Raw genomic sequence first — 20,778 nt, 5'->3', positions numbered from 1 at the left:
AATAGGTCCTTATCACCGAATGAATACCCATACGTCCAAAGTCGGTTTCGTCTCCCTCGGCTGCCCCAAGGCGCTGGTGGACAGCGAACGCATCCTCACCAAGCTCCGCGCCGAAGGCTATGAGATCGCGCCCGATTATGACGGCGCCGATGTCGTCATCGTCAACACCTGCGGCTTTATCGACAGCGCCAAGGAAGAAAGCTTCGGCGCCATCAAGGAAGCCATGAAGGAAAACGGCAAGGTGATCGTGACCGGCTGCCTCGGTGTCGATGAAGGCGTGGTGCGCGAGGTCGTCCCCGGCGTGATGGCCGTGACCGGCCCGCAGCAGTATGAACAGGTGGTCGAGGAAGTGCATAAGGCCGCCCCCCAGCCGCATGACCCCTACACCCACCTGGTGCCGCCCGCCGGGCTGAAGCTCACGCCGCGGCACTATAGCTACCTCAAAATTTCCGAAGGCTGTAACCACCGCTGCAAATTCTGCATCATCCCATCCTTGCGCGGTGACCTGGTCAGCCGCCCGATCCGCGCGGTGCTGCGCGAGGCCGAAAAGCTGGTGGAAGCGGGCACGCAGGAACTGCTGGTCATCAGCCAGGACACGTCGGCTTATGGCCTCGACCTCCGGCACCAGACGGAGAAGTGGAAGGACCGCGAGGTCCGCGCCCACATGACCGACCTTGCCCGCGAACTGGGTGAGCTGGATGTCTGGGTCCGGCTGCATTATGTCTACCCCTACCCGCATGTGGATGACGCGATCCAGCTGATGGCGGACGGCAAGATCCTGCCGTATCTCGATATCCCGTTCCAGCATGCGAGCCCGAAGGTGCTGAAGTCCATGCGCCGCCCGGCCAACGAAGCCAAGGTGCTCGACCGTATCAAAAGCTGGCGTCAGGCCGTGCCGGAAATCGTGCTCCGCTCCACCTTCATCGTCGGCTTCCCCGGCGAGACGGAAGAGGATTTCCAGTATCTGCTCGATTGGATGGGCGAAGCCCAGCTCGACCGTGTCGGCTGCTTCAAGTATGAGCCGGTCGAGGGCGCTGCCGCCAACGCGCTGCCGGACGCCGTACCGGAAGAGGTGAAGCAGGAACGCTGGGAACGCTTCATGGCCGTGCAGCAGGAAATTTCCGCCGCCAAGCTTCAGGAACGGGTGGGTATGGAAATGGCCGTGCTGATTGATGAGGTCACCGACGAAGGCGCCATCGGCCGTACCTATGCCGACGCGCCGGAGATCGACGGCCAGGTCCATATCGACGGTGCCACCGAGCTTTCACCGGGGGACATGGTCATGGCGCTGATTACCGAAAGCGATGACTATGACCTCAAGGGCGAACTGGTACTCGAAGACGGTGAAGACGACGACGGCTGGGACTGGTAAGCGTCTCAGCCCACAAGTCTCTTTATTTCCCCGGCCCTGATTTCTTTGGCCCTGACTTCCCCGGCCCCGGGGCGTCCTCCATGTGATACTTGCCCGCCTTCATGAGGGCCATATATGCCGCATGGACCTTGCCCCGCAAATCAGCAGACACCTGCTTGCCAGCCGCGAGATAAAAGCCGGCGCGGGTGCCAAGACCAAACACAGGCTTGGTGAGAGCGGGGTCGTAGCCTTCCATCCGGCGGAGCCGCACGTTGGCGTTCTTGTCGCTCATGTAAAGATCGGCCCGGCCCGCGATGACGAGGCGGAAATCATTGGTGCCGCGATCTGTGAGGACGATCAGTTTGCTCTCGGGGATCCCAAGACTGCGCATCAGGTCACACGTCACATCGCCAGATACACAGGCCGCCAAGAACAGGCCTTTCTGCAAGGCCGCGGTTGATACCGGGCGCTTTTCATCTGTACGGGCAAACAGGAAGAAGTTGGACGGCGCCAAAGGTACCAACCAGTCGAAATGCTTTTCGCGTTCCGGGATGCGGGCGATGCTGTAGATGAAAGCGTTCTTCTCGGTCCGGGCCCGACGCAGCGCCCGTGCCCAGGGCAGGACAACGATATCGTAGGAAAGCCCGCTCCGTGCCATCACCTGCCGCACCTTGGCGGTATTCAGGCCGGTCACAGTGCCGTCCATATCGGTGAAATTGTAAGGCGGGTAATTCTCGGTATAGATCACGACGTCGGACGCCTGGACCGGACGTGCGCCAAGGGGCAGCAACATCAGCGCTGCCATCAGCCAGCCCATTCTCGCGCTTTTCGCGGTCATCATGATCCCCAATCAGCCTCTTTGCTCTTCACAAAAAGGCTCTGTCCTATGGCATATTAGGCACGTGGCTTCAAGATATGATTAACGTCCGCGCCCGGTGGGCACACATGGCGTTTTAGCCGGAGCATCCCCATCGAGGGGTGTGAATTTATGCTCCCGCACAAGCGCCGCATACGCTGCCCGAACTTTGGCCCGCATATCCTGGGGCACCTGCTTGCCTGCCGCCAGATAGAAACCGCCGTCGTAATCGACCTTCATAGCCTCGCGCACTACATTCGCTGCCTTGCCCGCGGCCTTGAGCTGCTCGGCGTTGCCTGCGCGGTCATTGAAATAGACATCGGCACGGCCCGCAAGCACCACCGGCAAATCCAGGAAGCCCTCATTCGGCAATTGGATCAGCTTGTCCGCGGGCAGGCCGATCTTCCGCAGGATTTCACAGCTGATGTTCGCGGTGACGCACACGGCCCGGAATTTTCCGGCCCTCACGGCATCCAGCGTCACGGGGCGCGGATCATCGGCCCTGGCGAACAGATAATATTGCGAGCGCATAAGCGGCACGAGCCAATCGAACTTCGGATCCCGCTTCGGGGTTTTGGCCAGCGTATAGATGAGGACGTTCTTCTCCGTCATCGCCCGCTTCACCGCCCGCGACCAAGGCACCATCTTGATGCTGTAGGACAAGCCGCTCCGGTCCAGCACCTGCCGGACACGTTCGGTGGAGGTGCCGACGACCGTGCCGTCGGGCGCCTTGAAATTGTAAGGAGGAAAATCTTCGGTATAGACGACGAGATCAGTGGCCCGCACAGGCGCGGCAGCCAACAACAACGCTATACCAACCCAAAAGGACTTCATAAAACGCACACCCAAGTCCCGACCCCGAACAACCGCGTCCCCCGTCAACACCGGGCGCGCGCAGCCTGCGGCCTGACTATAGGGGCGCCGGAGAAAACAAATCGTTAACGCACAGTCGTTTCAACTGTGTTTCAACGGCTGCTGCTACAGAAAAAATCCGATCCCCCCCGCCACGGAGATGGCCAGGAACATCGCCCACTGCGGCATCAGGCCGATCCGCTGGCGTTTCCAAAGGATCAACGCCAAATTCCAACAGGCGAAAGCCAGCGCCAGTATGGTGGCCAGAACGGCAAGGTCAGCGCTGCCCGGCCGGAAAGCCGCGAAGAGATAACAGCCCGTCATGGCAAAAAGGACGATGCTGACCACATGCCAGCAATAATAATTGCTGAATTTGGCAACCGGATGCATGTCGCGTACGGACAGAAGCGGGGTCGCGATCTCACGCCCGCCAATCCAGCTATGGATGACGCCGGTGATGGCGCAAAACAATCCTGCAGTCAGAAAGTAGCTGTTCATCCTCGCGTCCCCACGGCGCCCTGTTCAGTGTCCGATTTTGCCCAGTTTAGGGATATGCCCCCGGGGACACCATGAGCCATGACGCCGCAGGGCGGCAGCTGCCGACCCCCCGGTACACACGTCCTGATTTCCATTGGATGAGGGGCGCTCACCCATGGTATGGTGCCCCGACGTATCAAGGGTGGCGCCGTCTTTACGGCAAGGCCTTCCGATCCATAACCCCTTGCCGGACCGAGAGAATGACTGCAAAGATCGAAGATTATTACGCCCCCGAAACCTTCGCGAAGATCAAGGCCTTTGCCGACCAGCATGAAACGCCGTTCCTGGTGGTCGATACCAGCATCATCGCTGGCGCCTATGATGAACTGGTGGGCGCCTTCCCCCGTGCCAAGGTCTATTATGCGGTCAAGGCCAACCCGGCGGTTGAGGTGATCAACCTCCTGAAGGACAAGGGCGCCAACTTCGATATCGCCTCGATTTACGAGTTGGACCGCGTGCTCTCATGCGGTGTTTCGCCGGAGAGAATCTCCTACGGCAACACCATCAAGAAGGCGAAGGACATCCGCTATTTCTACGAGCGCGGCGTGCGCCTGTTCGCGACCGATTCGGAAGCCGACCTTCGCAACATCGCCAAGGCGGCGCCCGGCTCCAAGGTTTATGCCCGCGTGCTCACGGAAGGCACCCATACGGCCGACTGGCCCTTAAGCCGCAAGTTCGGCTGCTCCAACGACATGGCGCTCGACCTGATGATCCTGGCGCGCGACTTGGGGCTTGAGCCATACGGCATCAGCTTCCATGTCGGCTCCCAGCAGCGCGACATCGGCGCCTGGGACGCGGCGCTTGCCAAGGTCAAGAGCATCTTCGACCGCCTCAAGGACGAGGACGGCATTACGCTCAAGATGATCAACATGGGCGGCGGCTTCCCCGGCAACTATATCATGCGCACCAACGAGCTCCGCACCTATGCCACGGAAATCCAGCGCTTTCTGGAGGAAGATTTCGGCGATGACCTGCCTGAGATCATCCTGGAGCCCGGCCGTTCAATGGTCGCCAACGCCGGTGTGCTCGTCAGCGAAGTGGTGCTGATTTCCCGGAAGGCCAAACATTCGCTGCACCGCTGGGTCTATATCGACGTCGGCAAATTTTCCGGCCTCATCGAAACCATGGACGAAGCGCTCAAATATCCGATCTATACGGACAAGAAGGGCGAGCTTGAGGAAGTGGTCATCGCTGGCCCCACCTGCGACAGCGCAGATATCCTCTATGAAGACTATAAATATGCCCTGCCCCTCAACCTGGCGATCGGCGACCGGCTTTACTGGTTCACCACTGGGGCATATACGACGAGCTACAGCGCGGTGGAGTTCAACGGCTTCCCCCCTCTCATGGCATATTATATCTGACGCCATTTTAGCGGTTCGGGAGATAGCACGCGGAAAAGCTTGCCTCCTCCGCACCGAAGCCCATAGGTTGGGGAACAGACATCCGCGCACGACGGGGGTAGAGGACAGCGGACATGGGGGCTTTCTGGCAAGGCGTTAAGGAAAACTGGGGGAAGGTGATTGTCATCCTTCTGGCCATTTGCCTCTTCATATCCTTGCCCGTCACGGAAATCGGCACCGTCGCCAGCAAAACCGTCAACCTGCTGCCGGGCGCCTGCTATTTTTACACGCCAAAACAGGATCATTTCCCCGACATGAGCGGCCACATCGCCACAGCAAGCTGTGACGACAAGGTAGATGCGGGCCATGAAATGGTTTGGCTGTCCTTGAATGTTGCTGCCGTCGCGCCGGAAGCGGGCACAGATTACAAACTCGCGTTTTTCCGGGAATGGAACGACCGCACCGTGATCCAGATCCATTATAGCGACGGCCATATGGTCGCCTATGATGTCGGCACCCATGACTTTGACCGCTATTGGTCCGTGGGCAATTTCGCTACCTTCGACGCGCCAGCACGCCAGGCCGCGGTCGACCATGTCCTGATCGGCTTGCAGACTCCGGTGCCGATCAAGCTTTTCCGCCAGTTCAATTTCACCAAAGCCGATTTCTGGAACCGGATCGAGGTGGATGGCCGTATGCTGACCGCGATCATCGTCGGCATCCTCCTGGCCATGCTGTGCTACAATATCGCCCTCGCCGCCGTGCTCCGGTTCGATTTTCACCTGCATTATTGCCTGTTTATCTTTTCGACCTTTCTCTACAACGTCACGGCGTACGGCTTCGTCGCCCATATCCTGCCCGGCGTCTTCAGCATAAAGACCCAGATGGATATTACTGTCCTGACCCTCGGCCTCAATGGCCTGTCGGGGCTCCTTTTTCTATGTTCCTTTCTGGAGAAGGGCACGCTATCCAAAGGCTGGCTCACCTTTGTGCGCATCCTCGGGGCCGTGTTCATGGCATCAGCCGTCCTCTATGTGAACACCCGCCGCTGGCACGCTGTCGAAATCGACCTTCTGTTCAACATCCTGTCCGGTATCGGGCTCCTGACCGTGCTGGGCACCCTTACCCTCGCGCTCCGGAAAAAAAGCCGGGCTGCAATGTTCTATGCCGTGGGCTGGATATTGCCGGTGTTCGGCGTCGGCCTCCGTATCCTGCGCGGGCTCGAACTCATCCCGCACTCGACCCTGGTCGAATATGGCATGTCCATGGGGATGGCGCTGGAGACCATCATCCTGTCGATCGGGATCGCAGACCGGATCAGCCAGATCCGCAAGGACCGGGACACAGCCCGCATTCTCAGCGAACAGGCCAGGGCCGCCAGCCAAGCCAAATCCGACTTCCTGGCCCGCATGAGCCACGAAATCCGCACGCCGATGAATGCCATTATCGGGCTCAGCGACCTGACGGCAAATACGGAGCTTGATGAGAAACAGCGCGACTATATCAAGAATATCCGTATGGCGGGCGATGTGCTCCTCAGCGTCATCAATGACATTCTGGACTTCTCCAAAATCGAAGCCGGGAAGGTGACGATCGAAAAGACCGCCTTCGCCCCGCGTGAGATATTCGAGAGCCTGGAGGCCGTGGTTGCCCCGCGCGCCCATGAGAAGCATCTCGAGTTCAAACTGCACGGCCTGGACACGCTGCCGCCAGCAATCGTCGGTGACCCGACACGCCTGAGGCAGGTGCTGATCAACCTGGCCAACAATGCTGTCAAATTCACCGAAAGCGGGGACGTGACCATCGCGGCCATCGCTGAAGAAACGGAAGAAGGCGGCCTGGTTCTGACCTTCAGCGTTATTGACACCGGCATCGGCATCAGCGCCGAACAGATGGACCATCTGTTCCAGTCCTTCTCTCAGGCCGATGAAACGGTCACCCGCAAATATGGCGGCACCGGCCTTGGGCTTGCCATCTGCAAGCAGTTGGTCGAGCTGATGGGCGGCCGGATTTGGGTGGACAGCCAGCCCGACAAAGGCAGCAGCTTCTATTTCACGCTTCCCTTCGAATGGCCGACGCTCGCTGAAGCCCGGACGCTCAAGCAGAAGCAGGAAAAGCCCCGCCCGGAAGCAGGGCTCAAAGGCGCGCATGTGCTGGTGGTCGAGGATAACCAGGTCAACCGTATGCTGGCCGCCCGTGTCCTAGAAGAAGCCGGGATCACGTCCGACATGGCGGTCAATGGCGAGGAAGCCGTGGAGAGAGCCGCGACCGGGGGCTACGACCTGATCCTGATGGATTTGCAAATGCCGCGCATGGACGGGCTGGAAGCCAGCCGCATCATCCGCAGCATGAACACGGGGAAAACCGTTCCCATTATCGCGATGACGGCGAACGCCAGCCCCGAAGACCGCGAAGCCTGCCTGAAGGCCGGCATGAACGACCATGTCGCCAAGCCCTTCAGGCCGCATGACCTTTATGAAACGCTGGCCCGCTGGTACCGGCCCGCCCGCAAAGGGCAGGTACCGGCCTGAAGCTCCCGGTTGATCAGCGGAGCGCATAAGGCCGGCCATGAAAAAAGAGGGGGCACATAAGGCCCCCCTCGCAGTCGTTTTCTCGGGTAAAGAAAATAGACCGGGCTCCAAGGGGAGTTGTTGTCCGGCCTGAAGCCTTTATAGTGACAGCATGCTGACAATTATTGTCAGGAGTGTTGGATAAAATACCACCATGAGACGCGCTGACCGCCTGCATCATATCGTGACCTTCCTGAGGAGCCGCCGCATGGTGGTCACCGCGCAGACGCTTGCCGACGAATATGAGGTCAGCGTCCGCACCATCTACCGCGACATCCAGGACCTGATCATCTCCGGCGTGCCGATCGCGGGTGAGGCGGGTGTCGGCTATATGCTCGATAAAAGCTATTATCTGCCGCCGATGAATTTCGACGTCAGCGAACTGGAAGCCCTGATGCTCGGCGCCTCGATGGTCTCCAGCTGGACCGATGACGACATGGCGAAAGCGGCCCGCACGCTGATCACCAAAATCAAGAATGTGCTTTCGGATCATGACCGCGACCTGTTCGCCGGCACCGCGCTTTTTGCCCCGCCGTCCCGCGCCCGCCCGCAGGAGACTGTTCAATTTTCCTTGATCAGGACCGCGATCAGGCAGAAGGAAAAATTGTTCCTGCGCTATGCGGATGAAAACGGCACTTATAGCGAACGCACGGTGAGGCCGCTCGCCCTTACGCTGTTCGCGCCCGCCTGGGTCATGCCGGCCTGGTGTGAATTACGCAATGATTTCAGAAGCTTCCGCCTTGACCGCATGAAGGACGCAGCCCCCACGGGGGACCTGTTCGAGGACACGCCGGAGACAGCCCTCAGCACCTTCCTTGCCCGCATCATGGTGAAGGACGGCGTCAGGGACTGACGCCCGCACACATTTCGTCGCAGCCTCGCCACGCTTCGCCGCAACAATCTGCCTTTCATTTCCCCGACAACGTTATTATGTATCTTGTCTGTTGAGACAGGAGAGCCAACACCCATGTCGTCCAGAAGGCCCGCACCGATGCACGGCCCGCAGCTTGCTATGCGGAAGACGGCACCGGTGCGTTCGCTTCTTGATAAGCTGATGCCGGGGCTTTGGGCGGCCTTCCTTGTTCTCACCGTCGTCTCCTTCGCGGATCAGGTCTATGTGACCCAAACCCACGAAGTGGTCGCCCAGTTCGAAACCGGGGACCAGGGGGAGCAAGCGACCGCTCAACAGGGATCGCACAATAAAGCCCCGAGCCCGCACAACAGTGCCAACTGTCCGCTGTGCCAGACCATTGCCGCCGCCGGCGCCTACCTTACCCCGGCAACCGCAAGCCTGCCGCTGCCGGCTGAAGCCGCCACACGGATAGACCTGCCACCGCTCGCGCTTATCGCCCGGACAGCAAGCCCGAGCCATATCTGGCTGGGCCGCGCGCCACCTCTCGCCTGAACGCTTCCTTCGTAAATTCCATTCTCCGCGGATGACCCGCGCCCGTATGGCGTGTGTCAGCGTTATGTCAGCCCCAGCTGGCTATGTTTCCGCAAACCTGTATTCAGTATCTCAGGGAAGACATTGATGAAAAAAGTCACCACGCTTACCGGCCTCCTGATGGCCACGGCGCTCACCCCGGCCTTCTCCCCCGTCCGGGCCGATGACACAACCGACAAGCCCAAGCAGCCGGTTGAAGACATCGTCGTGACCGCCTCGCCGATCGCCGGCAGTTCCGACCGCTTCGCCACCATCGTCGGCCAAGTGAACCGCGACCAGATCCTCAAGAACGGCGGCTCCAACATCGCTGACGCGCTTGGCAATACGCCCGGCGTGACCGGTACCGGCTTCGCCGCGGGTGCCAGCCGCCCGGTCATCCGCGGTTTCGATTCCAACCGCGTGCGCGTGCTCGAGGACGGTGTCGGCAGCTTCGATGTGTCCGAAGTCGGTCCTGACCACGGCGTGCCGATCGACCCGCTCGCGATCCAGAAGATCGAAGTGGTGCGCGGCGCCGCGACGCTGCGCTATGGCAGCCAGGCCATCGGCGGTGTCGTCAACACCATCAACAACCGCGTACCACTGCATCTGGGCGATGAACCGTTCACCGGTGAATTCAGCGGCGCTTACGGTACCGGTTCCAAAACCGGCCAGGGCTCGCTTTTGATGGATGCCACGCTCGGCCAGGTCGCCTTCCATGCCGACGGCTTCTACCGTCACACCGGCGATTATAAAATCCCCGGCGGCACCATGCCCAACTCCTACTTCCATGGCGGTGGTTTCTCGGGCGGGGCGTCCTATTTCTTCGGCGACAGCCGCGTCGGCGGCGCCGTCATCCATTATGACACCAACTACGGTATCCCCGGCGAAGACGTCCATATCGAGATGAAGCAAACGAAGGAGCTGTTCGGCTCATCGCTCGCCATCAACAAGGGCCTGCTCAAGACCATCAATATCAATGCCGGACACGCCGACTATACCCACAGCGAAATCAACAATGGCGACGGCACCGTCAACTCCACCTTCAATGACAAGGAATGGGACAGCCGCGCCGAGTTCCTGTTCGACGCCATCGGCCCGCTGTCCTCGGCCGCAGCTGGCGTCCAGTTCCAGCACCGCAATTTCGAGGCTCTGGGCGAAGGCGCCAACTATCTCCTGCCGACGCTGACCAAAAGCGCCGCCGTCTTCCTGTTCACCGAAATGCCTGTGGGCGACCGGCTGAACCTGCAGGCTGGTGCGCGGGTTGAGCATGTCTCCATCGACGGCACGCCGCTTTCCGGCATCCCGACCTCGCGCAACTTCACGCCGGTCAGCGCGTCCATCGGCGGTCTCTATGACCTGACCGACAGTGTCAAGATCGGCCTGACCGCCTCCTCGACTGCCCGGGCACCGGCCCAGACCGAGCTGTTCGCCCGCGGCCCGCACGACGGTCCGCTGACCTATGAAACCGGGGACCCGACCCTGGGCATGGAACGCGGCAACTCGCTTGAGGCGACGCTGCGCTACAAGGCTGACAGCTTTCATTTTGAGGGCTCGGCCTGGCTGGTGTCCTTCAACGACTTCATCTACGGCCGCCTGACCGGCCAGAAGTGTGACGATGCCGGTGTCTGCTCGACGGGCGGCAGCGGCACCTTGAAAGAAATGTTCTACGAAGCCCGCGGCGCTACCTTCCGTGGCCTTGAAGGCAAGGTCACCAAGCAGCTGATGACCACCGAGGAAGGCGGCCTGAGCGCGGTTCTCTTGGGGGACTATGTCCGCGCGACGCTCAAGAACGGTGGCGGCAACGTCCCGCGCATTCCGCCGTTTCACATCACCGGCGGCATGGACTATGAAAGCGACATCATGGATGCGGGTGTGCGCGTCAAATATACCGGCGCGCAGAATAACGTACCGGTGGGCGACACCACGACCCGGGGCTACTGGTCGGTGGACATGACCGTGAGCCTGCGTCCGTTCGACAGTATGCCGAACACCGAGCTGTCACTCATCGCCCATAACCTCACCAACACCGAGCAGCATAACGCCATCGCGCTCAACAAGGATGAGGTCACGCTGCCAGGCCGCGATATCCGCTTCAATATCCGGACCACCTTCTAAGCCGGAAGCGGCACAGATCAGACACGAAAAAGGGGCCTTCGCGGCCCCTTTTCTTATTCCTCAGCGCCCGTCGACGCCGTCTGCCTTCGCCCATAGAACCAAGCCCACAGCGCCCCAAGGAAGGTTATTATAAGCGAGGCTGGTATACCGAAGAACATCCAAAGATACTCTGGGTAATATTCGTCAGGCACGCTTCCGACTATCGCCTTTTGCAGCATCCAGTGTATCGGAGTAAAGCTGAGCAAAAGCGATAGTGCGAGCAAGCCCACCCCAATCCGAAACAGACCATATCTCTTCACAGAATCCGCCTACTTCACTTCCCAGGTCTGGCCGGCGTACATCATGTCCTTGAGGCTGCGGCGGCCTTTCTGGGCATTCACCTGCGCGAGCACGGCATCGGTATAGCTATGGTCGGCCTGATCGGCATAGATGACGCCCATCGCCATGGGTTCGCCCGGGTGGGCGCCCAGTTCCACCAACATGCGCGCCAGCTGGTGGTTGGTCTCATCATGGGTCAGCACATCGTCTTCGGTGATGCCGCCCTCACCCACCGTCACCACCTCAAGCGCGATGGTATCGGGGTTGAAGCGGATGCCCTTGTTGCCGTCCGGGCCGAACAGCATCTTCTTGCCGTGTTCGAGCAGCAGCTGATGGTCCGCCGCGGTCTTCTTGTCGGTGATATTTTCCCACACAGCGTCGTTATAGACGATGCAGTTCTGCAGGATTTCGATGAGCGCCGCGCCCTTGAAGGCGTGGGCGCGTTCGAACACAATCGGCATGTGCTTCTGTGCGGTATCCACTGTACGCGCGATAAAGCGCGCCCCTGAGCCGAGCGCGAACGACAGCGGATTGAGGGCCGGATCGACCGACCCCTGCGGCGTCGATGGCGAGCGCGTGCCTACATCGGAGGTCGGCGAATACTGGCCCTTGGTCAGGCCGTAAATCTTGTTGTTGAACAAGAGGATGTTGAGGTCCACATCGCGCCTCAGCACATGCATCAGATGGTTGCCGCCAATCGACAAGCCGTCGCCATCGCCGGTGATGACCCAAACATCCAGCTCCGGGTTCGCGAGCTTGAGGCCGGTTGCAATCGCGGGCGCGCGTCCGTGGATGGTATGGAAGCCGTAGGTGTTCATATAGTAGGGGAAGCGGCTGGAGCAGCCGATGCCGGAGATGAACACGGTATTTTCCCGGCTCACACCCAGTTCGGGCAGCGTGCGCTGCATGCATTTCAAAATGGCATAGTCACCACAGCCCGGGCACCATCGGACTTCCTGGTCGCTGGTGAAATCCTTGAGCGTCAGAGCTTGCATCGGTGCGCTTTGGTCGTTCATGGCACCCTCCCTCAGTTGGCCGCTTCGGCGCGGATCGCGTCCAGGATTTCCTGGATCTTGAACGGCTGGCCGGAGACTTTGTTAAGCGGCTTGGCGTCGATGAGAAACTTGTCGCGGATCACGGTTTTGAGCTGACCGGCGTTCATTTCCGGCACCAAGACCTTGGAGAAGCCCGAAAGCAGGTCCCCCAGGTTCCGCGGGAACGGGTTCAGGTAGCGCAGGTGAACGTGCGACACGCTGATGCCCTCAGCCCGCGCGCATTTAACCGCCTCGGAGATCGGGCCATAGGTGGAGCCCCAGCCGACGATGGCCAGCGTGCCTTTGTCATCACCCTGGTCGACAGTCTGGAGCGGAATATCATCCGCGATGCCCGCCACCTTGTTCATGCGCGTGTCGGTCATCTTCTGGTGGTTGGCCGGGTCATAGCTGATGTCGCCGGTGTCATAGCTTTTCTCGATGCCGCCGATCCGGTGTTCGCAGCCCGGCTGGCCCGGTTTGGCCCAGTTCCGTGCGAGGGTTTTCGGGTCGCGCTTCGAGGGATTGAAGTCACTGCCATCCGCTGGCGCGGTCGCGAAGGTGACCGGGAAGGGGTCTAGCGCATCCAGGTCCGGCAGCTTCCACGGCTCGGCGGCGTTGGCGATGAAACCGTCGGTCATCAGCATCACCGGCGTCATATATTTAACAGCCAAACGGCAGGCCTCGATCGCGACCTCGAAACAGTCGCCCGGGCTACGCGTCGCGATTACCGGCATCGGGGCGTCACCGTTGCGGCCGTAGATGGCCTGATAAAGGTCCGACTGTTCGGTCTTGGTCGGCAGGCCGGTCGACGGGCCGCCGCGCTGGCTGTTGATCACCACCACCGGCAGTTCGGTCGAAATGGCGAGGCCGATAGCTTCGGTCTTCAAGGCAATGCCGGGGCCGGATGAGCTGGTCACCCCCAGCGCGCCACCGTAGGACGCGCCGATGGCGGCGCAGACGGCGGCGATTTCATCTTCCGCCTGGAAGGTGACGACGCCGAGGTCCTTCATGCCCGAAAGCGCGTGCAGGATCGGGGAGGCCGGGGTGATCGGGTAGGAGCCGAGCACGATCTCAAGCCCCGCCAGCTCACCGCCTGCCGCGATGCCCCACGAAAGTGCCTGGCTGCCGGTCACCGTGCGGTAGGTGCCGGGGTCGGTGTGGGTGGCGCCGATCTGGTAGCGTTTGAAGGTGGCGGAAAGCTCAGCGGTTTCCCCGAAGGCATGGCCCGCGTTAAGGGCCGCGATGTTGGCGTCCGCCAGCTCCGGCGCTTTCTTGAACTTGTCCTTGAGCCAATCGATCACCGGCTCGCGCTTGCGGCTGAACATCCACAGCATCAGCCCCAGCGTCCACATATTCTTGCAGCGGAGCGCATCCTTGGTGCCGAGGCCGAATTCCTTCACCGCCTCCAGCGTCATTTTCGACATATCGAGTTCGATGAGCTGAAAGTCATGCAGCGCATCGGTGCCGATGGGGTTTTCCTCGTAACCCGCCTTCTGGAGGTTCCGGGGTGTGAAGGCGCCGGTATCCACCACCAGAAGCCCGCCGGGGCGCAGGTTGGCAAGGTTGACCTTGAGGGCCGCCGGGTTCATGGCGACAAGGACATCGGGCCGGTCCCCCACGGTCTTGATCGCGCGGGCGCCGAAATTGATCTGGAAGGCGGAAACGCCGAAGGTGGTGCCCGCAGGCGCCCTGATCTCGGCGGGAAAATCCGGGAATGTCGCCAGGTCGTTCCCCGACAGCGCGGTCGAGTTGGTGAACTGGCTGCCTGTCAGCTGCATCCCATCGCCACTGTCGCCCGCAAAGCGGACAACGGCGGATTCCAACACCTGAACTTCAGAAACCATGGCCTTCCTTCCCTCGCCTTCCTGGCAGTCCCCCTGCCTTGGCTATAACTGTGCCCCTCTATGCTCCACCATTCAAGAACAAGCTTTTCTCAGCCTTTGCTCAGCCTCTGCCTAACTCCTGGGTGTCCGCATCAGGACAAATTCCTCCGCGCTTGACGGATGCACCGCCACGGTCGCGTCAAACTGCGCCTTCGTGAGCCCCGCTTTGACCGCGATCCCGACGCCCTGGATGATCTCCGCCGCATCGGCGCCGATCATATGGGCGCCCAGCACCTTGTCGGTCTTTTTGTCGACAATGAGCTTGGTGAAAGCCCGCTCGGACGAGCCGCCCAGCGTATGCTTCATCGGCCGGAAATCCGACACGAAGACCGAGACATCCCCCACACGGGCGCGGGCTTCCGATTCCGTCATCCCCACGGTGCCGATCGGCGGCTGGGAGAAGACGGCGGACGGCACCGCGTCATGTTCGGGCGAGGTCGGCGCATTACCGAACAGCGTCAGCGCGAATGCATGACCTTCCTTGATGGCGACGGGCGTGAGCTGGATACGGTCGGTCACGTCACCCACAGCATAAATGCTGTCGACCGACGTTTTCCCGTAGGCATCCACCATCACGGCACCCTTCTCATCAAGCGCAACACCTGCCTCCTCAAGGCCGAGCCCTGCGGTTTTCGGCTTGCGGCCGGTCGCGTAGAACACGGCCCCGGCTTCCAGAACGCTATCGTCCGTCAGCGTGAGGCGAACACCGGTATCGGTCTTCTCAATCTTCTCAACATTGACTTCGGTCATGAGGTTGATGCCTTTTTTGCGCATCTCATCGGCGAGCCTATGGCGCAGGTCATCATCGAAGCCGCGCAGGATCTGCTCGCCCCGGTAAAGCTGGGTGACCTTGGCACCGAGCCCCCTGAAGATGCCCGCGAATTCGACCGCGATATACCCGCCGCCCACGACCACGACATGGTCGGGCAAGCTTCGCATCTCAAGCGCTTCATTCGACGTCATCGCGTGTTCGATGCCGGGGATATGCGGCATGTCCGGCCAGCCGCCGGTGGCGACGAGGATATATTTGGCCGTGATCTCGCGCTCGCCCACGCGCACGCTGTTAGGGCCGGTGACGACCGCGCGGCCGTTGATAATCTCAACCCCCGCATTCGACAGCGTCTGGATATAAAGACCGTTCAGGCGCTCGATCTCTTTGTTCTTGGCGTCGATCAGCGTTTCCCAGTCAAAGTTGGTCTCACCCACGGACCAGCCGAAACCCTTGGCGGCTTCGAAGTCTTCCGCAAAGTGCGATGCATAGACAAGCAGCTTCTTGGGCACACAGCCGCGGATCACACAGGTGCCGCCGACCTTATATTCCTCGGCCACCGCAACCTTGGCGCCGAAGCCCGAGGCAATGCGGCTCGCGCGCACCCCGCCGGAGCCCGCGCCAATGACAAACAGATCATAATCGAAATTCATACAAGCCTCTCGTGGGGGCCTTCATGGGCCCACCTGTCGCTCCCCTTGATAGAGGATATTGGGGCTTTCCCGCCGCCTGCCAAGCCCGGCACGCCGCATCGCCCCTTCACAATTCCATGATCGGAACAATAAAGGGATTTGGACGCGCGTCCAGCCCTTCCCGTGCCCGCGCGCGCCTGCTAGGCTCAGCCACCTAATATCCGTCTCATGAGGACCCTGTATGACCATCCTGGAAACCGAGCGCCTGCGCCTGCGCGAAAGCGTGCCCGACGATGCCCCCTTCATGTTCGCGCTCTATAACAGCCCCGGCTTTCTCGAGCATATCGGTGACCGTGGCATCCACAGCCTTGAGGATGCTGTCGCCCACATCGAAAAAAACATGATCGGCAGCTACCGCGACAACGGCTTCGGGCTTTATGTGGTCGAGGACAAGACGGACGGCACCCCGGTCGGCGTCTGTGGGCTGGTGAGCCGCCCGACGCTCGACGCGCCGGACATCGGCTTCGCCTTCCTGCCCGAACATATGCGCAAGGGCTACGGCTATGAAAGCGCCGCCGCGGTGCTCGCCTGGGCGCAGGAAGACCGGGGCCTCAGCCGCATCCTTGCTATTGTCTCACCCGCCAACGCGGCCTCCGTCTCGCTCCTCGAAAAACTCGGCCTCAGGGACGAAGGCATGGTACGGATGACCGAGGACGCAGACCCCATCAGGCTGTTCGCAACCAGCGCTTGATCCCTCCCCGCCTCTCCCTTATGCTGCGCCGCAACAATTTAGCCTCAAGGGAGAGTATCCGTGGAACTTCAAGGCAAAACCGCAATCGTGACCGGCGGCGCATCGGGCATGGGCCGGGCGACGGTCGAATATTTCCTGTCGAAAGGCGCGAACGCCGTCATCCTCGACCTCAATGACGAAGCCGGCAACAAGGCCGTCTCCGAATTGGGGGAGAAGGTTCGCTACGTCCATGCTGACGTGACCGACGAAGACGATGTCGCCGCCGCGATCCGCACTGCCAAGGAAGCCTTCGGGGGCCTCCATATCGCCGTCAACTGCGCCGGGATCGCCACGCCGATGAAGGTGCTGGACCGCGAAGGCAACAACAACGGCATCGGCCATTTCAAGAAGGTGATCGGCATCAACCTCGTGGGCACCTTCAACGTACTGGCGCAAGCCGCCGAAGCCATGGGCAAGAACGAGCCGAACGCTGACGGGGAACGTGGTGTCATCATCAACACCGCTTCGGTCGCGGCTTTTGAGGGCCAGATCGGCCAGACGGCTTACTCGGCCTCCAAAGGCGGCATCACCGCGATCACGCTGCCGGCCGCGCGTGAACTGGCCCGCGAAGGCGTGCGCGTCATGACCATCGCCCCGGGCTTCATCCATACCCCGCTGTTTGATGGCCTGCCGCCCGCCGCGGTTGACAGCCTGACCCAACAGGTCGTGTTCCCGAAACGCCTCGGCCTGCCGGGTGAATATGCGAAACTTGCTGGTCACATCGTCGAAAACGCCTACCTCAATGGGGAGACGATCCGCATGGACGCCGCCGCCCGGATGGCGCCCAAGTAAGCGGAGACCAACAAAAAGGGGGAGGCGCACCATGGGACCGCTTAAAGGCACACGCATCATCGAACTCGTCGGCATGGGGCCCGGTCCCTTCTGCGGCATGATGCTGGCGGACATGGGCGCCGAGGTGATCGCCATCGACCGCATGGGCGGTGGCGGCGCCGACCTCAAGGTGGATATCAACCGGCGCGGCAAACGCTCGATCCGCCTGAACCTCAAGTCCGAGGAAGGCCGCCAAGCGCTGTTGAAGCTGGTCGAAGGCGCCGACGCCCTCTTTGAAGGCTTCCGCCCCGGTGTGATCGAGAAGCTCGGCCTCGGCCCCGATGTGCTGATGGCCGCCAACCCCAAGCTGGTGATCGGCCGCATGACCGGCTGGGGCCAGACCGGCCCGCTCGCCCACACCGCAGGGCACGACATCAACTATATCTCGCTCGCCGGTGCCCTCCATGCCATGGGCCCCGCGAACGGCGTGCCGACCCCGCCCCTCAACCTCGTGGGCGACTATGGCGGCGGCGGCGTAATGCTGGCCTTCGGGCTTGTCTGCGGCATCCTCGAAGCCCGCACCTCCGGCAAGGGCCAGGTGATCGACGTCAGCATGGTCGAGGGCGCGAGCCTCTTGATGAGCATTTTCCACTCGCTGATGGCCTCGCACCAGTGGGCGCCGGGCCGCGGCATCAACTTCCTCGATGGCGGCGCGCATTTCTACGGCACCTATGAAACCAAGGACGGCGGCTTTGTCTCCCTCGGTGCCATCGAACCGCAATTCATGCAGGAGTTCATCACCCGCGCCGGGCTGGATGCCTCCTGGATGGGCAAGCATATGAACCCCGCGCACTGGGGCGAGTTGAAAGCAGAACTGGCGACGCTTTTCAAAACCAAGACCCGCGACGAATGGACCGCGATATTCGACGGCTCAGACGCCTGCTTCGCGCCCGTCCTGCCCTTCTGGGAAGCCCACAAACACCCGCATAACGTCGCGCGCGGCAGCTTTGTCGAGGTCGACGGCCTGACCCAACCGGGGCCGATGCCGAAATTCTCCCGCACGGAGCCTGAAATCAGCCACGGCCCTGTGGCAGGCGGCGCTGACACAGATGCGCTTCTCGCTGAAGCTGGGTTCGATGCCGAAGCGATCAAGTTGCTCCGGGACGCAGGCGCGGTCGCCTGAAACACACCTATGTCACCCCGGGACTTGATCCCGGGGTCCATACCCTATCTGCTACACCAAGGCCTTCATCCAGCTTCGCATGGATACCGGGGTCAAGCCCCGGTATGACAAAGGGATTGGACTTGATCCGCCCGAGTGCTGGCGAGCGCCGCGAGCGCACGCTCCCGGGCGAGCTTGCGGTCGACCATCGGCTTCGGATAGGTAACACCGAGCGTGACACCTGCTGCCCTCAACACCTCCGCGGGCGCCTCAAACGGCTTGTGGATATAGGCGTCCGGCAGAGCGGCCAGTTCCGGTACGAAACGACGGACATAGGCGCCGTCCGGGTCGAACTTCTCCCCCTGCGTGATGGGGTTGAAAATCCGGAAATACGGCGCGGCATCCGGCCCGCAGCCAGCGACCCACTGCCAGCCCATGGTGTTATTGGCGAGGTCCGCATCCACCAGCGTGTCCCAGAACCATTTGGCGCCATCATGCCAGTGCCACAAAAGGTCCTTCACCAGGAAGGAGGCGACAATCATGCGCACGCGGTTATGCATCCAGCCGGTTTGCCATAGCTCCCGCATACCGGCGTCGACAATCGGGAATCCGGTCAGGCCCTGCCGCCATTCCTTGAGGGCCGCGCCATCCCCTTCCCGCCAGGGGAAGGCATCGAACTGGGCCTTGAGGTTCTTCTGCGGCAGGTCGGGGAAATGATAAAGCAGATGGTGGGCGAATTCGCGCCAGCCGATCTCCCTCAGGTACGCCTCAGAGCCACCCGCAGCCCCTTCATCAAGCGCGGCGGCCTTCTGGCACGCGTGCCAGATCCGTCGGATGCTTATTTCGCCGTGCGCCAGATAGGGTGACAGGCGTGAGGTGCCTTCGGTGCCCGGAATATCCCGGCCCGCCTTGTAGCCCACCATCACCTCGGCCACGAATTTTTCCAGCATCACCCGCGCGCCCGCCTCGCCCGGCAGCCAGTTGGCGGCGATGGGCTCCGCCCATGCGGCGGGCACCGGGTCCAGCTTCAAGGCAGCAAGCGGTGTGCTTTCCGGCCATGTGTCCGGGGCCGACAGCCGTTTGGGTGCAGGTGTGGGGGTGAAGGTTTGAACAAGCTCCCGCGCGCGGCGCCAGAAGGGTGTGAAAACGGTGTAGGGCGTGCCCCCACCTGTCGCGATATGTTCAGGCTCAATCAGCAAGCTGCCAGAAAACCGGCGGCACTCGATAGCGCGCATGGCGCACAGGTCATGCAGCACAGCTTCCAGCTTGCGCGCGGTCGGGCTGTAGCCCCTGAGCATATAAAGCCCGCTTGCACCGGTTTCCGCAACGAGGGCATCCGCCACGTCCGCCGTGTCGCCTGTGCGCAGGATGAGCCTGCTGCCGATGTCCTCGAACGACTGGGAAAGCGATGTCAGCGACTGCCTGAGCCACCAGCGTGACGCTGCCCCCATGGCCCACTGCCCGTGGGCGGCATCGTCCATCACGAAAAGCGGCAGAATGGGCGCGCCCTTGGCCGCTGCAGCCGCAAGCGCGGGCTGATCGTCGAGCCTGAGCCCGCCGTTCATCAACACGATAATCGGGTTCATAGTGCCGGGTGGCTCCGTTCTGGTCCTGTCCTTACAGGTCCAGTATACGGCCCAGGTCCGGTGGCGGATCTTTTTGCTTTTAGAGAAAGATCAAACCGGTGAACAGGAAGCAGAGGATGTCAGCGGTCGTCAGAGGCCGAAAGCGCTTCTTCGGCCAGTTCCTTCACGGTCGCCAGGTCGATGCTGCCATCGCTGCCGCGCGGGGTAAGCCACGAACCGCCGACCGTCACCACACTCGGGACCGCGCGGTAGTCGGCCGCCGTGCCTGCCTTGATGCCGCCGGTCGGGCAGAAGATCAAGTCCGGCAGCACGCTGTGAACCGCCTTGAGGAACGCCGGACCGCCGGAGACCGAGGCCGGGAAGAATTTGAGCGCGGTGAAGCCCCATTCGCGCGCCTGCATGGCTTCGCTGAGGGTCGCCACACCGGGCAGGAACGGGAAGTTGAGCGCCTTGACGGCCTCGGCCAGCGCCGGGGTCAGGCCGGGGCTCACCCCGAAGGCACAGCCCGCATCGACGGCGGCTTTGGCAAGCTCGGGGCTCAGCACGGTGCCCGCGCCGATGATGGCATCGTCCGGCAGGTCCGCCTTCACCGCCTTGATGGCATCGAGCGCACTTTCGTGCCGGAGGGTGATTTCAAACACCCGGATACCGGCTTCATAAAGCGCGCGGCATACGCCGACGGCTTCTTCCGCACTTTTGAACGCCAGCACCGGAATGACCGGGCCCATCTTCATTACCTGTTCAACTGTGACCATGTTCTCTTCTCTCAAAATCCCGCTAACGGAA

17 protein-coding genes are annotated in these 20,778 nt (G+C 61.5%); 9 read left to right on the top strand and 8 right to left on the bottom strand.

The genetic code is table 11. The annotated features are described in order from the left end of the window. The first annotated feature begins 19 nt into the window (after positions 1-19). Entirely contained in the window at positions 20-1,372 is a 1,353-nt protein-coding gene (gene rimO / locus K6118_RS16575; RefSeq protein WP_247121606.1) for a 30S ribosomal protein S12 methylthiotransferase RimO, read from the top strand. 22 nt (positions 1,373-1,394) lie between these two features. Here the strand turns inward: rimO and K6118_RS16570 are convergent, their stop codons facing one another. The 3 genes from K6118_RS16570 to K6118_RS16560 all read right to left on the bottom strand — a co-directional run bounded on the left by K6118_RS16570 (position 1,395) and on the right by K6118_RS16560 (position 3,557). Beyond that, the gene (locus K6118_RS16570; RefSeq protein ID WP_247121605.1) at positions 1,395-2,192 is read right to left on the bottom strand and encodes a substrate-binding periplasmic protein; all 798 of its coding nucleotides are present in this window, start codon (positions 2,190-2,192) and stop codon (positions 1,395-1,397) included. Between the two features lie 78 nt (positions 2,193-2,270). Beyond that, the gene (locus K6118_RS16565) at positions 2,271-3,041 is read right to left on the bottom strand and encodes a substrate-binding periplasmic protein (protein ID WP_247121604.1); all 771 of its coding nucleotides are present in this window, start codon (positions 3,039-3,041) and stop codon (positions 2,271-2,273) included. A 144-nt stretch (positions 3,042-3,185) separates the two neighbouring features. Continuing rightward, positions 3,186-3,557 (bottom strand): hypothetical protein, encoded by a 372-nt coding sequence (locus K6118_RS16560; protein ID WP_247121603.1) that lies wholly within the window; start codon positions 3,555-3,557, stop codon positions 3,186-3,188. A gap of 239 nt (positions 3,558-3,796) precedes the next feature. On the opposite strand from K6118_RS16560, the gene K6118_RS16555 reads away from it, so the two are divergent. The 5 genes from K6118_RS16555 to K6118_RS16535 all read left to right on the top strand — a co-directional run bounded on the left by K6118_RS16555 (position 3,797) and on the right by K6118_RS16535 (position 11,047). After that, complete coding sequence (locus K6118_RS16555) at positions 3,797-4,960, top strand: type III PLP-dependent enzyme (RefSeq protein ID WP_247121602.1); 1,164 nt, start codon at positions 3,797-3,799, stop codon at positions 4,958-4,960. Positions 4,961-5,073: 113 nt separating this feature from the next. Further along, positions 5,074-7,470 carry an ATP-binding protein gene (locus K6118_RS16550; RefSeq protein ID WP_247121601.1) on the top strand — a complete coding sequence of 799 codons (2,397 nt, stop codon included), beginning with the start codon at positions 5,074-5,076 and terminating at the stop codon, positions 7,468-7,470. Positions 7,471-7,663: 193 nt separating this feature from the next. After that, positions 7,664-8,362, top strand: a complete 699-nt coding sequence (locus K6118_RS16545; RefSeq protein WP_247121600.1) for a helix-turn-helix transcriptional regulator — start codon at positions 7,664-7,666, stop codon at positions 8,360-8,362. A 114-nt stretch (positions 8,363-8,476) separates the two neighbouring features. Then, positions 8,477-8,914 carry a DUF2946 family protein gene (locus tag K6118_RS16540; RefSeq protein ID WP_247121599.1) on the top strand — a complete coding sequence of 146 codons (438 nt, stop codon included), beginning with the start codon at positions 8,477-8,479 and terminating at the stop codon, positions 8,912-8,914. Positions 8,915-9,040: 126 nt separating this feature from the next. Beyond that, on the top strand, positions 9,041-11,047 hold the full coding sequence (locus tag K6118_RS16535; protein WP_247121598.1) for a TonB-dependent receptor: 2,007 nt from the start codon (positions 9,041-9,043) through the stop codon (positions 11,045-11,047). A gap of 308 nt (positions 11,048-11,355) precedes the next feature. Here K6118_RS16535 and K6118_RS16530 read toward each other — a convergent pair whose 3' ends face one another. From K6118_RS16530 to gor, 3 genes are all read right to left on the bottom strand, one after another. Beyond that, complete coding sequence (locus K6118_RS16530; RefSeq protein WP_247121597.1) at positions 11,356-12,381, bottom strand: 2-oxoacid:ferredoxin oxidoreductase subunit beta; 1,026 nt, start codon at positions 12,379-12,381, stop codon at positions 11,356-11,358. Positions 12,382-12,392: 11 nt separating this feature from the next. After that, on the bottom strand, positions 12,393-14,243 hold the full coding sequence (locus K6118_RS16525) for a 2-oxoacid:acceptor oxidoreductase subunit alpha (RefSeq protein ID WP_247121596.1): 1,851 nt from the start codon (positions 14,241-14,243) through the stop codon (positions 12,393-12,395). A gap of 111 nt (positions 14,244-14,354) precedes the next feature. Beyond that, positions 14,355-15,704 (bottom strand): glutathione-disulfide reductase, encoded by a 1,350-nt coding sequence (gene gor / locus K6118_RS16520; protein WP_247121595.1) that lies wholly within the window; start codon positions 15,702-15,704, stop codon positions 14,355-14,357. Positions 15,705-15,924: 220 nt separating this feature from the next. Between gor and K6118_RS16515 the strand changes: the two genes are divergently transcribed. Genes K6118_RS16515 through K6118_RS16505 form a run of 3 tightly spaced genes read left to right on the top strand, consistent with a single transcriptional unit; the run spans position 15,925 to position 18,427 of the window. Continuing rightward, the gene (locus tag K6118_RS16515) at positions 15,925-16,434 is read left to right on the top strand and encodes a GNAT family N-acetyltransferase (protein WP_247121594.1); all 510 of its coding nucleotides are present in this window, start codon (positions 15,925-15,927) and stop codon (positions 16,432-16,434) included. Between the two features lie 60 nt (positions 16,435-16,494). Next, positions 16,495-17,265 (top strand): SDR family NAD(P)-dependent oxidoreductase, encoded by a 771-nt coding sequence (locus tag K6118_RS16510; protein WP_247121593.1) that lies wholly within the window; start codon positions 16,495-16,497, stop codon positions 17,263-17,265. A 31-nt stretch (positions 17,266-17,296) separates the two neighbouring features. After that, positions 17,297-18,427: a CaiB/BaiF CoA transferase family protein gene (locus tag K6118_RS16505; RefSeq protein WP_247121592.1), complete on the top strand. Its 1,131-nt coding sequence runs from the start codon at positions 17,297-17,299 to the stop codon at positions 18,425-18,427. Positions 18,428-18,519: 92 nt separating this feature from the next. Here the strand turns inward: K6118_RS16505 and K6118_RS16500 are convergent, their stop codons facing one another. Both K6118_RS16500 and K6118_RS16495 read right to left on the bottom strand, forming a co-directional pair. Beyond that, a complete protein-coding gene (locus tag K6118_RS16500) occupies positions 18,520-19,992 on the bottom strand; it encodes a cryptochrome/photolyase family protein (protein WP_247121591.1) in 1,473 nt (490 codons plus the stop codon). A 119-nt stretch (positions 19,993-20,111) separates the two neighbouring features. After that, positions 20,112-20,747, bottom strand: a complete 636-nt coding sequence (locus tag K6118_RS16495; protein ID WP_247121590.1) for a bifunctional 4-hydroxy-2-oxoglutarate aldolase/2-dehydro-3-deoxy-phosphogluconate aldolase — start codon at positions 20,745-20,747, stop codon at positions 20,112-20,114. Between the last annotated feature and the right edge of the window lie 31 nt (positions 20,748-20,778).

Source organism: Kordiimonas marina (genome assembly GCF_023006325.1).
GTDB lineage: Bacteria > Pseudomonadota > Alphaproteobacteria > Sphingomonadales > Kordiimonadaceae > Kordiimonas > Kordiimonas marina.
Note: the sequence above shows the minus strand (reverse complement) of the source record. Positions and strands in the feature narration are given on the sequence as shown.

Excerpts from the sequence above, each read along its gene's own strand:
- K6118_RS16570 (WP_247121605.1), bottom strand. The coding sequence starts at position 2,192 with ATGATGACCGCGAAAAGCGCGAGAATGGGCTGGCTGATGGCAGCGCTG.
- K6118_RS16535 (WP_247121598.1), top strand. The coding sequence starts at position 9,041 with ATGAAAAAAGTCACCACGCTTACCGGCCTCCTGATGGCCACGGCGCTC.
- gor (WP_247121595.1), bottom strand. The coding sequence starts at position 15,704 with ATGAATTTCGATTATGATCTGTTTGTCATTGGCGCGGGCTCCGGCGGG.
- K6118_RS16565 (WP_247121604.1), bottom strand. The coding sequence starts at position 3,041 with ATGAAGTCCTTTTGGGTTGGTATAGCGTTGTTGTTGGCTGCCGCGCCT.
- K6118_RS16555 (WP_247121602.1), top strand. The coding sequence starts at position 3,797 with ATGACTGCAAAGATCGAAGATTATTACGCCCCCGAAACCTTCGCGAAG.
- rimO (WP_247121606.1), top strand. The coding sequence starts at position 20 with ATGAATACCCATACGTCCAAAGTCGGTTTCGTCTCCCTCGGCTGCCCC.
- K6118_RS16505 (WP_247121592.1), top strand. The coding sequence starts at position 17,297 with ATGGGACCGCTTAAAGGCACACGCATCATCGAACTCGTCGGCATGGGG.
- K6118_RS16515 (WP_247121594.1), top strand. The coding sequence starts at position 15,925 with ATGACCATCCTGGAAACCGAGCGCCTGCGCCTGCGCGAAAGCGTGCCC.
- K6118_RS16530 (WP_247121597.1), bottom strand. The coding sequence starts at position 12,381 with ATGAACGACCAAAGCGCACCGATGCAAGCTCTGACGCTCAAGGATTTC.
- K6118_RS16500 (WP_247121591.1), bottom strand. The coding sequence starts at position 19,992 with ATGAACCCGATTATCGTGTTGATGAACGGCGGGCTCAGGCTCGACGAT.
- K6118_RS16495 (WP_247121590.1), bottom strand. The coding sequence starts at position 20,747 with ATGGTCACAGTTGAACAGGTAATGAAGATGGGCCCGGTCATTCCGGTG.
- K6118_RS16545 (WP_247121600.1), top strand. The coding sequence starts at position 7,664 with ATGAGACGCGCTGACCGCCTGCATCATATCGTGACCTTCCTGAGGAGC.
- K6118_RS16525 (WP_247121596.1), bottom strand. The coding sequence starts at position 14,243 with ATGGTTTCTGAAGTTCAGGTGTTGGAATCCGCCGTTGTCCGCTTTGCG.
- K6118_RS16560 (WP_247121603.1), bottom strand. The coding sequence starts at position 3,557 with ATGAACAGCTACTTTCTGACTGCAGGATTGTTTTGCGCCATCACCGGC.
- K6118_RS16540 (WP_247121599.1), top strand. The coding sequence starts at position 8,477 with ATGTCGTCCAGAAGGCCCGCACCGATGCACGGCCCGCAGCTTGCTATG.
- K6118_RS16550 (WP_247121601.1), top strand. The coding sequence starts at position 5,074 with ATGGGGGCTTTCTGGCAAGGCGTTAAGGAAAACTGGGGGAAGGTGATT.